At 62.1% G+C, this 15690-nt stretch carries 13 protein-coding genes; all 13 read left to right on the plus strand.

What is annotated here, in order from left to right; translation table 11 throughout:
- Nucleotides 1-20: 20 nt before the first annotated feature.
- The 13 genes from pheT to argH all read left to right on the plus strand — a co-directional run bounded on the left by pheT (nt 21) and on the right by argH (nt 15660).
- Nucleotides 21-2528 carry a phenylalanine--tRNA ligase subunit beta gene (gene pheT, locus CFAEC_RS06550; RefSeq protein ID WP_290279711.1) on the plus strand — a complete coding sequence of 836 codons (2508 nt, stop codon included), beginning with the start codon at nt 21-23 and terminating at the stop codon, nt 2526-2528.
- Nucleotides 2529-2764: 236 nt separating this feature from the next.
- A complete protein-coding gene (locus tag CFAEC_RS06555; protein WP_290279712.1) occupies nt 2765-3739 on the plus strand; it encodes an SGNH/GDSL hydrolase family protein in 975 nt (324 codons plus the stop codon).
- 3 nt (nt 3740-3742) lie between these two features.
- Nucleotides 3743-5212 carry an acyltransferase family protein gene (locus CFAEC_RS06560; RefSeq protein ID WP_290279713.1) on the plus strand — a complete coding sequence of 490 codons (1470 nt, stop codon included), beginning with the start codon at nt 3743-3745 and terminating at the stop codon, nt 5210-5212.
- A 129-nt stretch (nt 5213-5341) separates the two neighbouring features.
- Complete coding sequence (locus tag CFAEC_RS06565; protein ID WP_290279714.1) at nt 5342-5770, plus strand: hypothetical protein; 429 nt, start codon at nt 5342-5344, stop codon at nt 5768-5770.
- A gap of 85 nt (nt 5771-5855) precedes the next feature.
- Nucleotides 5856-6596, plus strand: a complete 741-nt coding sequence (locus CFAEC_RS06570) for a Crp/Fnr family transcriptional regulator (protein WP_435384264.1) — start codon at nt 5856-5858, stop codon at nt 6594-6596.
- Between the two features lie 232 nt (nt 6597-6828).
- The gene (argC, locus tag CFAEC_RS06575) at nt 6829-7872 is read left to right on the plus strand and encodes an N-acetyl-gamma-glutamyl-phosphate reductase (RefSeq protein ID WP_290279715.1); all 1044 of its coding nucleotides are present in this window, start codon (nt 6829-6831) and stop codon (nt 7870-7872) included.
- 52 nt (nt 7873-7924) lie between these two features.
- Nucleotides 7925-9091, plus strand: coding sequence for a bifunctional glutamate N-acetyltransferase/amino-acid acetyltransferase ArgJ (gene argJ / locus CFAEC_RS06580; protein WP_290279716.1), 1167 nt, complete (start codon nt 7925-7927; stop codon nt 9089-9091).
- A 41-nt stretch (nt 9092-9132) separates the two neighbouring features.
- The gene (gene argB, locus CFAEC_RS06585; protein WP_290279717.1) at nt 9133-10086 is read left to right on the plus strand and encodes an acetylglutamate kinase; all 954 of its coding nucleotides are present in this window, start codon (nt 9133-9135) and stop codon (nt 10084-10086) included.
- Nucleotides 10087-11295: an acetylornithine transaminase gene (locus tag CFAEC_RS06590; RefSeq protein WP_290279718.1), complete on the plus strand. Its 1209-nt coding sequence runs from the start codon at nt 10087-10089 to the stop codon at nt 11293-11295.
- Between the two features lie 3 nt (nt 11296-11298).
- A complete protein-coding gene (argF, locus tag CFAEC_RS06595; protein WP_290279719.1) occupies nt 11299-12267 on the plus strand; it encodes an ornithine carbamoyltransferase in 969 nt (322 codons plus the stop codon).
- 31 nt (nt 12268-12298) lie between these two features.
- Nucleotides 12299-12802, plus strand: a complete 504-nt coding sequence (locus tag CFAEC_RS06600) for an arginine repressor (protein ID WP_435384277.1) — start codon at nt 12299-12301, stop codon at nt 12800-12802.
- A 101-nt stretch (nt 12803-12903) separates the two neighbouring features.
- Nucleotides 12904-14109, plus strand: a complete 1206-nt coding sequence (locus CFAEC_RS06605) for an argininosuccinate synthase (RefSeq protein ID WP_290279721.1) — start codon at nt 12904-12906, stop codon at nt 14107-14109.
- A 117-nt stretch (nt 14110-14226) separates the two neighbouring features.
- On the plus strand, nt 14227-15660 hold the full coding sequence (gene argH, locus CFAEC_RS06610; protein ID WP_290279722.1) for an argininosuccinate lyase: 1434 nt from the start codon (nt 14227-14229) through the stop codon (nt 15658-15660).
- The last annotated feature ends 30 nt before the right edge of the window (nt 15661-15690 follow it).

Below are 15690 nucleotides of genomic sequence, written 5' to 3' on the forward strand. Positions count from 1 at the left end.
TTTTTAGGAGTTAATCCACCATGTTGATTGCACAGAACTGGGTGACGGGACTACTCGGACACTCCAACCCGGGTTGGTCGGTTTCCACCGCGGAACTGGATACCGGTTATGTCCGCGTCGGTTTCGAGACCGAGGGCCATGCCGATATTCCCGCCGCCACCGGTCCACTGGTGCTGGGTGTTGTGGAGAGCATCGAGGAGCTCACTGAGTTCAAGAAGCCGATCCGCCACTGCTTCGTCAACGTCGGCGATGCCAATGGCACCGGTGAGCCACAGTCCATCATCTGTGGTGCCCGCAACTTCGTTGAAGGTGACACCGTTGTTGTTGCCCTCCCGGGTGCCGTCCTGCCTGGCGATTTCGCCATCGGTGAGCGTGAGACCTATGGTCGCATGTCCGCCGGCATGATCTGCTCCGCTGCGGAATTGGGTCTGACCGATAAGCAGAACTCCGGGATCATCACTTTGCCAGCCACCGCCGGCACACCAGGCGATGATGCCCGTCCAGTGCTGGGACTTGAAGATACCGTCTTCGAGGTCAATGTCACCCCGGACCGTGGGTACGCCCTGTCCGCCCGCGGCCTGACCCGTGAGTTGGCTTCCGCGTTCAACCTCACCTTCACCGATGTTGCCCTCGAGCCAGCCGTCGCCGGTCTGGAGAACACCGCGCCGGCAGTCAGCGGTGAGCTCATCCCCATCGATGTCCGCGAAGAAACCAACACTGTTCGTTTCGGCCTGCGTAAAGTCACTGGCGTTGACCCAGCGGTGGAATCGCCCTTCTGGCTGCAGCGCGAACTGATGTTGTCCGGCCAGCGCCCGGTCAACGTGGCCACCGACGTGACCAACTACATCATGCTGTTGCTCGGCACTCCGATGCACGCATTTGATGCCGGCAAGATCAACGGTGGCCTGACTGTCCGCAATGCGCAGGCGGGGGAGAAGTTCGAGACCCTGGATCACCTCAAGCGTGACCTGTCCGAGGAGGACGTGGTCATCTGTGATGAGTCCGGCATCCAGTCCATGGCTGGTGTCATGGGTGGTGTCACCTCAGAGATCTCTGAGACCACCACCGATGTCTACTTCGAGTCCGCCGTCTGGGATCCGAAGACCGTGGCACGCACCTCGCGCCGCCACAAGCTGAGCTCCGAGGCATCCCGCCGCTTCGAGCGCGGCGTGGACCCAGCCCTGGTGGAGATCGCCCTGGACCTGGCCTGCTCCCTGCTGGTGGACATCGCCGGTGGCACCATTGATGCCGGTCGCACCCTCATCGGTGAAGTTCCCGGCATGCCCACCATCACCATGCCTGTTACCCGCCCCTCTGAGCTGGCTGGTGTGGAGTACTCCGCTGAGACCGTGGTTGCGCGCCTCGAAGAAGTCGGCTGCGCCGTGGAAGTCAATGGCACAGACCTGACCGTGACTCCTCCGACCTGGCGTTCCGATCTCACCATGTCCGCTGACCTGGTAGAGGAGGTCCTGCGCCTGGAGGGCCTGGAGGCCATCCCCACCATCGTGCCCACCGCCCCAGCAGGTCGCGGCCTGTCGGATGCGCAGAAGCGCCGCCGCGCCGTCGGTCACGCCCTGGCCTATGCCGGTTATGCGGAGATCATCCCGAGCCCGTTCATGAACCCGGAGACCTTTGATGTCTGGGGACTGGACGCTGACGATGAGCGCCGCAAGACCGTCGCCGTGCTCAATCCGCTCGAGGCCGACAACAACGTGCTGTCCACCTCATTGCTGCCCTCCATGTTGGAGGCGGTGCGCCGCAATGTCGCCCGCGGCCATAATGATTTCTCCCTCTTCGGCGTGCAGCAGGTGTCCTTCGAGCGCGGCACCGGGGTTTCCCCGATGCCGGCGGTCACGGAGCGCCCGTCCGGGGAGATCGTCACCGAACTGCTGGAATCCCTGCCTGAGCAGCCACTTCACGCGGTGACGGTGGCCACCGGCAACATCGAGTTCGCCGGCCCCTGGGGCCAGGGCCGCGCCTACACCTTCGCCGACGCCATCGAATCCGCCCGCACCGTGGCCCGCGCCGCCGGTGTTGAGCTCGAGTTGGCCAACGCTGATCTCCTCCCGTGGCACCCTGGCCGCTGCGCGGCTCTGCTTATCGACGCCCAGGTTGTCGGTTATGCCGGTGAGCTGCACCCGCAGGTTCTTGAGCGTGCCGGCCTGCCGGCCCGCACGTGCGCGATGGAGATCAACATCGACGCCCTGCCACTGCGCGAAAACCTGCCTGCTCCGGTGCTGTCCGCATTCCCGGCGCTGCACCAGGACATCGCCCTGGTGGTGGACGAGGACGTGCCATCCGAGCATGTCCGCGCGGTCGTCGAGGAAGGTGCCGGCGAGCTTATTGAGGCCGTCGAGCTTTTCGATGTCTACCGCTCCGAACAGCTTGGGGAGGGCAAGAAGTCCTTGGCCTTCTCCCTGCTCTTCCGCGCGAACGATCGCACCCTGACCGATGAGGAGGCCAATGTGGCCCGTCTGCAGGCTGCTGAACTGGCTAAGGAACGATTCGGGGCTGAGATGCGCGGCTAGCCGTGAGATGTGAGGATATGACCCATGGAGCTTCAGTGTTCCATGGGTCTTATTTTTTCTATGGGCACATTTCAGTGTTACCGGTGTTACTGTTGTGACTTGAGTTAATTCGTTCCCAGGCAAATGCAGGCTTACCGGCACTGCCTGTTATTGTTTTCAGGGTCTAATAACCAGCGTCACATCAGTGTTCTCATAAAGTTCCGCAATAGATGTGCGCGGGAAAAAGGAGAAAAAACATGGCTATGCGCAAACTGGCCGCGGTAATGGCGGCGACAATCGCCTCCGCAGCAATGCTCACCACCGCACTTGTCCCCACAGCCACCGCACAGAGCAGCGGCAGCAGTGGTGTAGATGTGAGCCGGGCCTTAACATCAAGTGCCGGCGAAGCTGATAGCCGTGCCCCTGAAGGGGGAGCGAAGGTCGTGGTCTTCGGCGACTCCCACACCTCCGGCACCACCATGCCCTGGCGCACCGATGAACGCGGTTGCCTCAAGGGTGCCGGGTCCTGGCCGGAACAGCTCCAGGCCAACCTGGGACTGCCACGTGGCGAACTCATCGATGTCTCCTGCTCCGGTGCCTCCATCAACTCCGATGGATTCCACTTCTCTGATGAGGTCCGCCACGCAGAAGCCCGTGGTGCCATCGGTGCCCGCACCGAGCACATCTTCGTCCAGCTGGGCAAGAACGATACCTGGGGATCCGGCGTCAACCTCCTGGAATCAGTACAGACCTGCCTCTTCGACTTGGGTGCAGGATGCGGTGACCGTGCTATCGCCTCCGGGAAGATGCAGAACCCTGAAGCCGTCACCGCTGAGCACTACGCCGAACGCGTCAAGCCGGTCATCGATTACCTGAAGTACTACGCCCCCAACGCCGAGATCACCCTTGTTGGTTACCAGGAGTACACCCCACGCGGTGGCAGCCAGGTCTGTGTCCGCCTCGGCGGCACCCCACTGGTGAAAAACGATGCCCCGGCCCTCGTGGACTTCATGAACCGACTTGACATGTCCATCGCCGGTGCCGCTGACATCCTCGGTGTCTCCCACGTTGATCTGCGCTCCGCCACCGAAGGACACTCCAGCTGCTCCAATGATCCCTGGGTGGTCGGCGTGCTCGATGCCCGCACCGACATGCTTGCCGGACCATGGCACCCCTCCCATAAGGGCGATGCCGTCACCGCAGGTATCCTCCGCGACCGGGTGAATGCCTAAACAATGTCCAGTGTTTCTTCCGCTACAGAGGTGGCGTCGCAAAGCAAGAAGGTCCGGCGGCCCAACCTGCCGTCGCTGACCGGCGCGCGTTGGCTCGCCGCGGTGGCCGTTTTTGTTCTTCACGCGCTGGTGTTTTTGAATGTCTACCCATTCCAGAAGTCGGATCTGTTTGCCACGATCCACTCCTTCATCCCGATGCAGCTGGGCTCCGCGGGTGTGACGTTCTTCTTCATTCTGTCGGGTTTTTTGATCTACTGGTCCAACAGTGAGCTCAAGGGTGTGCGCAATACGCTGTATTACTGCAAACGACGCATCACCAAGATCTACCCCATGCATCTGATCGCCCTGGCCATGTTCCTGGTGGCCTCGGCACGGTTCACCGCCTCCGGTGTGCAGTGGGTGCTCGACTTCGCAGATATCCAGTTCTGGCTACCCAACGCCCTTTTGATCCACACCTGGAACCCAGACTGGGCATCACTGTCCGGCATGAACGTCCCATCGTGGTCACTGGCCGCGGAGATGCTGTTCTATCTCACCTTCCCACTGTTCATCCCGTTGGTGCGCAAGGTCAAGGGAGTGGGGAACTGGTGGGCATTCGCCATCACCTTCATCCTCTCCCTGGGTGCGATCACCTTCATCCACTTCTTCGCTGAAGGCCCGAAGGGCATTGAGAACTTCTTCGTGCCACGCCTGTGGGACACCGATGTATCCCCGGTTGCCGATGTCCACGCCGACCCCATCTGGTTCATGCAGTGGGAGATCCCCGTCCTGGAATCCTACTGGCTCTCCTACTACTTCCCACTGACCCGCCTCATCGAGTTCTACCTCGGTGTCTTCGGCGCCAAGCTGGTTGCCGAAGGCATGTTCCGCAACACCAAACTCAGCTGGCCGCTGCTGGGACTTCTGGTCTCCTATATCGCCACCTGGTTTGTACCACTGTCCTTCAAGATGTCCGTGATCATGTCCCTGCCAATGGCGTTCGTGGTCTGCACCCTGGCGGTGCGTGACATCAAGGGAGTCTCAGGCGAGATCGCCTCACCCCGGGCTGTGCTGCTGGGTAATATCTCCTTCGCCTTCTACATGGTGCAGTTCCCGGTCATGGTGGCGGTGCAGCGGTATATCGTGGCCGGTCAATCCTGGGGTTTCCTGGGCTGGGCCATGGTATCGATCCTGAGCTTCTTCATCTCTGTCATCTTCGCGTGGATCCTGTTCACCTTCGTGGATGATCCCCTGATGAAGGCAACGGCGAGGAAGTCAGGGAAATCCAGAAAATACCGGAAGTCACGGGACAAGGCACGCGAAAACGTTCTGGTCCGCGACCTGAAGATCCTCTTCGGCGTCAAGCCGAAGGATCCGGTTGCTGTCGAGGATCTCGCACCGGCAGGTGGCGCCCCGACAGGCGTGCCTGTCGATGACACCGGACGCGTGACCCAGGACGCCGCCCACCCGGAACCTGCCAACCAGCGCCTGTAACCCGGCCCCCCTTTAAATCTTCATGGAGCGGCAACACGCCGACAACAATATCTCGGGTGTAACCCACACCATGACCCCGTAAGGTGGTCACGTGATGTGGGACCCACCACCCGCTAGGAAGGAAAAATCATGATCTCTTATCGTAAGCTCGCTGCTTCCGCTGCGGCACTGGCTCTGTCCGCCTCCCTCGTTGCCTGTGGCGACACCGAGGATGATGCCGAGGAGACCACCACCTCGACCAGCACATCCACCACCTCCTCCACTCAGTCAGAGGAGGAGACCACCTCTGAGGTTGAGGTCATCATCGAGGAGGAGGTAGAGGTTTCTTCCGATCCCGCTCCAGCAGAACGCCAGGCTCCGATCCAGCAGCAGGCTCCAGTGCAGCAGGAAGCACCGGCACCCGCTCCAGCTCAGGCCCCAGTGCAGCAGGAAGCTCCTGCTCCGGCTCCAGCCCCAGTTGAGCAGGCTCCTGCTCCTGCTCCGGCTCCTGCTCCTGCTCCGGCAGAGCAGGCACCACCACAGCTGCCCGGCGGTGGCGGCGGACACGCAGGTTACTAAACCCGCCTACGATTCACCGATCCCCATTGGTTGAGGAACTCCTCAGCCGGTGGGGATTTTCAGGTTTCCCGATACACTGTGACCCATGTCTTTGCATCCCGTCCGTTCCGCATGTTCCCACCCGCACCCCTGCGACATGGCTACCAGGATCGCCGTGATGAAGAGATCACAGCTGACCCAGGGGCTCTCTGAGGAGCAGTTGACCAATCTCGCCCGTGACCTAAAAGCCTGGTCCTGGCACGAGGGGGATCCATTGCTTTTGGCAGGTGAGGAGGTGGAGGGCAGCTATATGATCGCCTCGGGCAGGGCCCGGATCACCCGGGACACCGTGGACGGCAAGGAATTGACCATGGATATCGCCGCTCCCGGAGACATCGTGGGGCCGGTGTCCACTGTCTCCACCGCGGCGGTGGATTCCGCCTGGGCCATGGAGACCACCTGTGCACTGTTCATCCCGGCGGATGCACTGGCGGAAGTGGTGGCGGAGTACCCCCAGTTTGCGGTGGCATTGTTGCAGATGCAGCAGGAGCGGTTGCGCCAGGCCCGTGAGAGGGAAGTGGGGCAGACCGTTCATACGGTGGAGCAGCGCGTGGCCGCGGTCCTGGAGGAATTGGCCGAGAAGCTGGGCCAGCACATGAGTGACGGATCGATACTGCTGCAGGTGCGTCTGCGCCGCCAGGATATCGCGGGCATGGCGGGCACCACGGTGGAATCAACATCCCGGGTGATGTCGAGGATGAAGAAAGACGGCGTTATTGATTCCGGCCGGGAATGGGTGTCCATCCTGGATTCTGATGCGCTCTCGGATCTGGCGTTCGGGGACTAGTCGGCCCATGGAAGAGTAAAAGCCGGAGTTCTGTGGAGCTATCCTGGGCACATGTGCGGAGAAAACATGGAGATCTCCAACTTTTACCCATGAACCCGGCCCGCCAGATGTCGGGGACGTGACACAATGGGTGGAGCAGCTGCGGGGGCGGGTGAATAAACAGACTGCATAAACTCACGCTGCATGCATGAATAATTTGCATTGGTGTGCATAACGTGTAGTATCGTGACCTATGACGATCAAGGTTGCAGTAGCAGGAGCCAGTGGATATGCAGGTGGGGAGATCCTCCGCCTCCTTCTAGGCCACCCGGCCTATGCATCAGGTGAGTTGGAGATCGGCGCCCTGACCGCCGCCTCCACCGTGGGCACGAAAGTGGCCGACCTGATGCCGCATCTTCCGCAGTTGGCTGATCGGGTAATCGAGGACACCACCAAGGATGTACTGGAAGGCCACGATGTGGTTTTCCTGGGTCTACCGCACGGATTCTCCGCGGAGATCGCCAACCAGCTGGGCCCCGATGTCACGATCATTGACTGTGCCGCGGATTTCCGCCTCTCCGATTCGGATGCCTGGTCGAAGTTCTATGGATCCGAGCATGCTGGTTCCTGGCCTTATGGCATCCCCGAGATGCCCGGCCACCGTGAGCAGCTCATCGGGTCCAAGAGGGTCGCCGTGCCCGGTTGTTTCCCCACCGGCGCCACCCTGGCACTGCTGCCAGCGGTTCAGGCCGACCTCATCGAGCCGGATATTTCAGTCGTGTCCATCACCGGTGTCTCAGGTGCAGGCAAGAAGGCAGCCGTGCCCTTCCTCGGTTCAGAGACCATGGGTTCACTCAAGGCCTATAACACCGCGGGCAAACACCGTCACACCCCGGAGCTCACTCAGAACCTCAAAGAGGTCACCGACAAGGACGTGAACATCAGCTTCACCCCGGTGTTGGCACCACTGCCACGCGGCATCCTCACCACCGCCACTGCGCCACTGGTGGAGGGCGTCACCCAGGAGCAGGCCCGCAAGGTCTATGAGGATTTCTACGCCGATGAGCCTTTCGTGCATGTCCTGCCTGATGGTGTGCAGCCACAGACCCAGAATGTGGTCGGTTCGAATATGTGCCACGTTCAGATCGAGGTGGATTACGTTGCCAAGAAGGTGCTGGTCACCTCGGTGATCGATAACCTCACCAAGGGTACCGGAGGTGCTGCAGTGCAGTGCATGAACCTCGCGCTCGGCTTCGATGAAACCGCAGGTCTGCCTCAGACCGGCGTTGCGCCTTAACCACCTTCCAACCAGACCAATCACACCAAGCACAGCATTCAAGGAGCACCAGATGGCCGATACCGGCATCACCGCACCCAAGGGGTTCGTCGCCTCTGCCACCACCGCGGGCATCAAACCCTCCGGTAAGCCGGACATGGCACTCGTGGTCAACCAGGGGCCTGAGTTCACCGCGGCGGCGGTCTTCACGCGCAACCGTGTTATTGCAGCCCCGGTGAAGGTCAGCCGTGAGAACGTGGCCGATGGTCAGCTCAAGGCGGTTCTCTACAATGCCGGCAATGCCAACGCCTGCAATGGTGCCCAGGGTGAGGCCGATGCCCGCGAATCTGTGAACGCACTCGCCGCCAAGCTCAACCTGGATCCGACTGATGTCGGTGTTTGCTCCACCGGTCTGATCGGCGAGCTGTTGCCCATGGACAAGATCACCAGCGGCATCGATGCCCTCACCGCAGACGGTGCGCTGGGTGATCATGGTGACGCCGCCGCGCGTGCGATCATGACCACCGACACCGTGGACAAGGAAACCGTCATCTTCGCAGATGGCTGGTCCGTCGGTGCGATGGGCAAGGGCGTGGGCATGATGGCGCCATCGCTGGCCACCATGCTGGTCTGCCTGACCACGGATGCCTCCATCACCCAGGCGATGGCGCAGATCGCACTGGCCAAGGCCACCGCCGTCACCTTCGACACCCTCGACATCGACGGTTCCACCTCCACCAATGACACCGTCTTCCTGCTGGCCTCCGGTGCCTCTGGCATCACCCCGGACCAGGATGATCTCAATGACGCCGTCTTTGCCGCGTGTTCTGATCTGGCTGAGAAGATGCAGGCTGATGCCGAGGGCGTGACCAAACGCGTCAGCGTCACTGTCGAAGGCACCACCAACGATGAGCAGGCCATCAACGCGGCCCGCACCATCGCCCGTGACAACCTGTTCAAGTGCGCCATGTTCGGCTCGGATCCGAACTGGGGTCGTGTGCTGGCAGCCGTGGGGATGGCGGATGCCGACATGGAACCCGAGCACATCTCGGTGTTCTTCAATGATCAGGCCGTGTGCCTTGATTCCACCGGTGCACCCGGTGCACGCGAGGTGGACCTGTCCGGCGCGGACATCGCCGTGCGCGTTGACCTGGGCACCGGCGGAGATGGCCGCGCCACCGTGCGCACCACAGATCTCAGTTATGCCTATGTGGAGATCAACTCGGAGTACAGCACCTAACCCCGGATACTGGAACGCTAATAAGCACGTGGGAGACAACCATGAATGACCTGATCAAGAACCTCGGCTCGGAGGAGCGCGCGCATGTGCTCGCCGAGGCCCTGCCCTGGCTGCAGCACTTCCGCGACAAGATCGTGGTGGTGAAATACGGTGGCAACGCCATGGTGGATGAAAGCCTCAAGGCCGCATTCGCCGCGGACATGGTGTTTCTGCGCACCGTGGGTGCCAAGCCCGTCGTGGTGCACGGCGGTGGTCCGCAGATTTCGGACATGCTCCGACGTGTGGGCCTGGAAGGTGAGTTCAAGGGTGGTTTCCGCGTCACCACGCCTGAGGTCATGGAGATCGTCCGCATGGTGCTTTTCGGCCAGGTCGGACGTGACCTGGTTGGCTTGATCAACTCACATGGCCCCTACGCGGTGGGAACCTCCGGTGAGGATGCCGGACTGTTCACCGCGGAGAAGCGCCTCGTGGACATCGAGGGCACCCCGACCGACATCGGACTGGTGGGCAATATCGTCAACGTGGATGCCACCTCGCTCATGGATCTCATCGACGCCGGACGTATCCCGGTGGTGTCCACCATCGCTCCCGGCGCGGACGGCCAGGTGTACAACATCAACGCTGACACCGCCGCCGGGGCACTGGCCGCCGCCATCGGTGCGGAGCGTCTGCTCGTGCTGACCAACGTCGAGGGCCTGTACACCGACTGGCCGGACAAGAGCTCGCTGGTGTCCAAGATTTCCGCCTCGGAACTGGATTCGATCCTGCCTGGACTTGATTCCGGCATGATCCCGAAGATGGAATCCTGTTTGGATGCGGTGCGTGGGGGAGTGAGTGCCGCGCATGTCATCGACGGCCGCATCGCCCACTCGGTCCTGCTGGAGCTGTTGACCATGGGTGGTATCGGCACGATGGTGTTGCCGGATGTCTATGACCGCGGCGATTACCCCGAGGGAACTGTATTTCGCAAGAACGACCAGGATGGGATCAAATAGATGAAGAACCTCACAGCAGTGGAGGACACCCTCACCAGCTGGCCGCAGGTGGTGCTGAACACCTACGGAACCCCGCCTGTGGAACTGGTCTCGGGCAAGGGCTCCACGGTCACTGATAATGACGGCAAGGTCTATATCGACCTGCTCGCTGGCATCGCGGTCAACTCACTCGGCCATGCCCATCCGGCCATCATCGAGGCTGTGACCAGCCAGCTCAGTCAGCTCGGCCATGTGTCCAACCTGTTTGCCACCCGCCCGGTGGTGGAGGTTGCGGCTGAGCTCGTGCAGCGTTTTTCGCTTGGCGACGATGCCACGGCCTCAGCCACCCAGGTCTTCTTCTGCAACTCGGGCGCCGAGGCGAACGAGGCGGCATTCAAGATCGCACGCTTGACGGGCCGTCACCGCATCCTGGCAGCGGTCAACGGATTCCACGGTCGCACCATGGGATCACTGGCCATGACCGGCCAGCCGGACAAGCGCACTCCTTTCGCACCGCTGCCCAGTGGTGTGGAGTTCTACCCGTACGGTGACCTGGATTATCTGACCGCACTGGTGGAGTCCGATCCGACCGACACCGCAGCGATCATCCTGGAACCGATCCAGGGGGAAACCGGTGTGATCCCGGCACCGGAGGGCTTCCTCAAGGGCGTGCGTGAACTGTGCGATAAACACGGTGTGCTCTTCATCGTGGATGAGGTGCAGACCGGCATCGGCCGCACCGGGGATTTCTTCGCCCACCAACATGACGGTGTGACCCCTGATGTGGTGACCATGGCCAAGGGCTTAGGGGGTGGTCTCCCGATCGGAGCCTGCCTGGCCACCGGTGAGGCAGCCACACTGATGGGACCCGGCAAACACGGCACCACCTTCGGAGGCAATCCGATCTCGGCTGCTGCCGCACGCGCAGTGCTGTCCGTGGTGGATGAAGAGTTCTGCGCAGAGGTCACCCGCAAGGGGAAGTCCTTTGTGGAGCAGCTCCTGGAACTGCCTGGTGTGAGTGAGGTCCGCGGACGTGGCCTCATGCTCGGTGTGGTGCTGGACAGTGCCGTGGCCAAGCAGGCGGTGACCACCGGTTTCAAGCATGGTGTGATCCTTAATGCCCCAGCCGAGAACATTATCCGCCTCACCCCGCCACTGGTGATCACCGACGACGAGATCACCGACTCCGTTGCCGCCATCGGTGCAGTACTTGCTGAAGTAAAGGGTTAAACCATGACAAACGTAGATATTCGGCACTTCCTCGCCGATGATGACCTCACTCCGGCGGAACAGGCCGAGGTGCTCACCCTCGCCGCAGAGTTGAAGAAGAACCCGCTGTCCAAGCGTCCCCTCGAAGGGCCACTGTCGGTGGCGGTGCTCTTTGACAAGACCTCCACCCGCACCCGCTTCTCCTTTGATGCCGGAATCGCGCACCTCGGCGGGCACGCCATCGTGGTGGATTCGGGCAGCTCCCAGATGGGCAAGGGCGAGACCCTGCAGGACACCGGCGCTGTGCTCTCACGTTTCGTGGAAGCCATTGTCTGGCGCACCTATGCGCAGTCGAATCTCACCGACATGGCTGAGACCGCCACCGTGCCGATCATCAACGCCCTCACTGATGATCTGCACCCGTGCCAGATCCTGGCGGATCTGCAGACCGTCATGGAGAACCTCTGCCCCGAGGCAGGCCCTTCGGGGCTGAAGGGGAAGAAGGCCGTCTACCTGGGCGATGGTGATAACAACATGGCCAACTCCTACATGATCGGTTTCGCCACGGCGGGCATGGACATCTCCATCATCGCCCCGGAGGGTTTCCAGCCCAAGCAGGAGTTCATTGACCGCGCCAACGTCCGTGCCGCCGAGACCGGGGCCACCGTCACCGTCACGGACAGCCTCGACGAGGTGGCCGGCGCCGATGTGGTGATCACCGATACCTGGGTGTCCATGGGCATGGAGGATGACGGACTGGATCGCACCACCCCGTTTGTTCCCTACCAGGTCAATGATGAGGTGATGGCGCGTGCCAACGACGATGCCATCTTCCTGCACTGTCTCCCGGCCTACCGCGGCAACGAGGTCTCCGCATCGGTCATCGACGGCCCGGCCTCACGGGTGTTCGATGAGGCGGAGAACCGACTCCACGCGCAGAAGGCACTGATGGTGTGGCTTCTGGAAAACCAGCAGGGGAGAAACATTGGGTGAGGAACAGGCGTCGATAAGCTCAACGCAACCACTGGCGAGCGTGACGCGCACGACGCGGCAGGCTCTGATCGTCCAGATTCTGGGGCGGCAGCGTGTGACCAGCCAGGTGCAGCTCTCAGAGCTGCTGCTGGATGAGGGGGTCGATATCACCCAGGCCACGCTCTCGCGTGATCTGGATGAGCTCGGTGCCCGCAAGGTGCGCCCCGATCGCGGACGTGCCTTCTATGCGATCGGACCGGTGGACAACACCATGCCTGAAGATCTACGCGGACCCCAGGAAAAACTGAGGCGCATGCTCGATGAGCTGCTGGTATCCACCGACCACTCGGGAAATATCGCCGTGCTGCGCACCCCACCGGGGGCCGCGCAGTACCTGGCCAGCTTCATCGACCGGGTCGGGATGAAGGAGATCGTGGGCACCATCGCCGGCGATGACACCGTCTTTGTTCTCGCCCGTGATCCCATGACGGGCAGGGAGCTGGGTGAACTGCTGGGCAGACGTTCAGGCGCCATCAGGCCTGAAGGTAAGGTATAGCACTAGGTGGATCCGCGCATGGGATCCCGATTAAACGCACCGCGGGTATCTGCATACCCTCGGGAACAATTTCACACTTTATATAAGGAGCTAGAAACCCCATGACCAATCGTGTCGTACTTGCATACTCCGGCGGCCTGGACACCTCGGTGGCCATCCCTTACCTGTCCAAGATGACCGGCGGCGAAGTTGTCGCCGTCTCCCTGGACCTCGGTCAGGGCGGCGAGAACATGGAATCCGTACGCCAGCGTGCACTCGACTGCGGTGCAGTGGAATCCATCGTGATCGATGCCAAGGATGAGTTCGCAGAGGAATACTGCCTGCCCACCATCAAGGCCAACGGCATGTACATGAAGCAGTACCCGCTGGTCTCCGCCATTTCCCGCCCGCTGATTGTCAAGCACCTCGTTGAGGCAGCCAAGGAGCACGGCGGCACCCACGTTTCCCACGGTTGCACCGGCAAGGGCAACGACCAGGTTCGTTTCGAGGTCGGCTTCATGGACCTGGATCCAAACCTGGAGATCATCGCCCCTGCGCGTGACTACGCCTGGACCCGCGACAAGGCCATCGAATTCGCCGAAGAGAACAACGTTCCGATCGAGCAGTCCGCTGCCTCCCCATTCTCCATTGACCAGAACGTCTGGGGCCGTGCCATCGAGACCGGTTACCTGGAGGATCTGTGGAACGCACCCACCAAGGACATCTACGCCTACACCGAGGATCCGGCACTGGGCAATGCACCGGATGAACTGATCATCACCTTCAAGGCTGGCGCACCGGTTGCCATCGACGGACGTCCCGTCACCATGCTGGAAGCCATCGAGGAGCTCAACCGTCGTGGCGGCGCTCAGGGCGTCGGTCGTCTGGACATGGTGGAGGACCGCCTCGTGGGCATCAAGTCCCGCGAGATCTATGAGGCACCCGGTGCCATGATCCTCATCACCGCCCACGAGGCCCTGGAGGATGTCACCGTCGAGCGTGAGCTGGCCCGTTACAAGCGCGGTATCGATGCCCGCTGGTCCGAGGAGGTTTACGACGGCCTGTGGTTCGGCCCGCTGAAGCGCTCCCTGGATGCCTTCATCGAGTCCACCCAGGAGCACGTCACCGGCGATATCCGCCTTGTCCTGCACGCAGGTCGGATCACCATCAACGGCCGTCGTTCCGGTTCCTCCCTCTACGACTTCAACCTGGCCACCTACGACACCGGTGACAGCTTCGACCAGACCGCAGCCAAGGGCTTTGTCCAGCTGCACGGCCTGTCCTCCAAGATCGCCAACAAGCGCGACCGCGAGGCCGGCGAAAACTAAGAGCCAGTTTTTCGGCTGAGTGATAAGGGGCGGGGTGGTATGGCAAATCGCCGAACCACCCCGCCTACACTTGAATCAAGACTTTCTAGCAACAGACGTTAAGTAAAGGATCAACGCGTGGAAAAGCACGGAACCAACGAAGGCGCCCTATGGGGCGGACGTTTCTCCGGCGGCCCCTCGGAGGCCATGTTCGCCCTGAGTGTGTCCACCCACTTTGACTGGGTGCTCGCCCCATATGATGTGCTGGCCTCCAAGGCCCACGCGAAGGTCCTGCACTCCGCAGGTCTGCTCAGTGACGCCGACCTGAGCACCATGCTCGACGGCCTCGACCAGCTGGGCCGCGATGTAGCCGACGGCTCCTTCGGCCCCGTGCCCTCCGACGAGGATGTCCACGGCGCCATGGAGCGCGGCCTCATCGACCGCGTCGGCCCCGAGGTCGGTGGCCGCCTGCGCGCCGGCCGCTCCCGCAACGACCAGGTGGCCACCCTCTTCCGCATGTGGGTGCGCGACGCCGTGCGCGGCATCGCGGTCGGTGTCACCGAGCTTATCGACGCCCTCACCACCCAGGCCGCCGCACACCCGGAAGCGATCATGCCCGGAAAGACCCACTTCCAGGCAGCCCAGCCAGTCCTGCTGGCACACCAGCTCCAGGCCCACGCCCAGCCGCTGCTGCGCGACCTCGAGCGCATTCGTGACCTGGACAAACGCCTGGCGGTATCACCCTACGGCTCCGGTGCACTGGCGGGATCCTCCCTGCAGCTCAACCCGGAGGCCATCGCCGAGGAACTCGGTTTTGATTCCGCCGCCGACAACTCCATCGATGCCACCTCCTCACGTGACTTCGCCTCCGAGGCGGCCTTCGTGCTTGCGCAGATCGCCGTGGACATGTCCCGCCTGGCCGAGGAGATCATCGCCTGGTGCACCCCGGAATTCGGCTACATCGTGCTGTCCGATGCCTGGTCCACCGGATCCTCCATCATGCCGCAGAAGAAGAACCCCGATGTTGCCGAACTGACCCGCGGTAAGACCGGTCGTCTCATCGGTAACCTCACGGGACTCCTGGCCACCCTCAAGGCACAGCCCCTGGCCTACAACCGTGACCTGCAGGAGGACAAGGAGCCGATCGTCGACTCCGTCGCCCAGCTCAACCTGCTGCTGCCCGCCATGACAGGACTGGTTTCCACCCTGACCTTCAACACCGACCGCATGCGTGAACTGGCACCCGCCGGATTCACCCTGGCCACCGATTTGGCCGAATGGATGGTCCGCGAAGGTGTCCCATTCCGCGAAGCGCACGAAGCTTCCGGTGCCTGCGTGCGCATCGCCGAGGGCAGGGGAGTGGGCCTGGTCGACCTCACCGATGAGGAACTGGCCGGCGTGGATTCCCGACTGACCCCCGCGGTCCGCGACGTGCTCACCATCGAAGGCGCCGTGGCCTCCCGCGCCACCCGAGGTGGCACCGCCGGCGTCCGCGTCAGCGAACAGCGCGACCGCATCAACCAGGCCAATGCTGACCATCTGGCCTGGGCGACCACCCCGGTGCGGGGTTAGGTCTTCCTGGCTGCGTAAACGTCAACTGAC

The sequence above is a fragment of the Corynebacterium faecale genome (assembly GCF_030408735.1).
In the GTDB taxonomy this organism is placed as follows: domain Bacteria; phylum Actinomycetota; class Actinomycetes; order Mycobacteriales; family Mycobacteriaceae; genus Corynebacterium; species Corynebacterium faecale.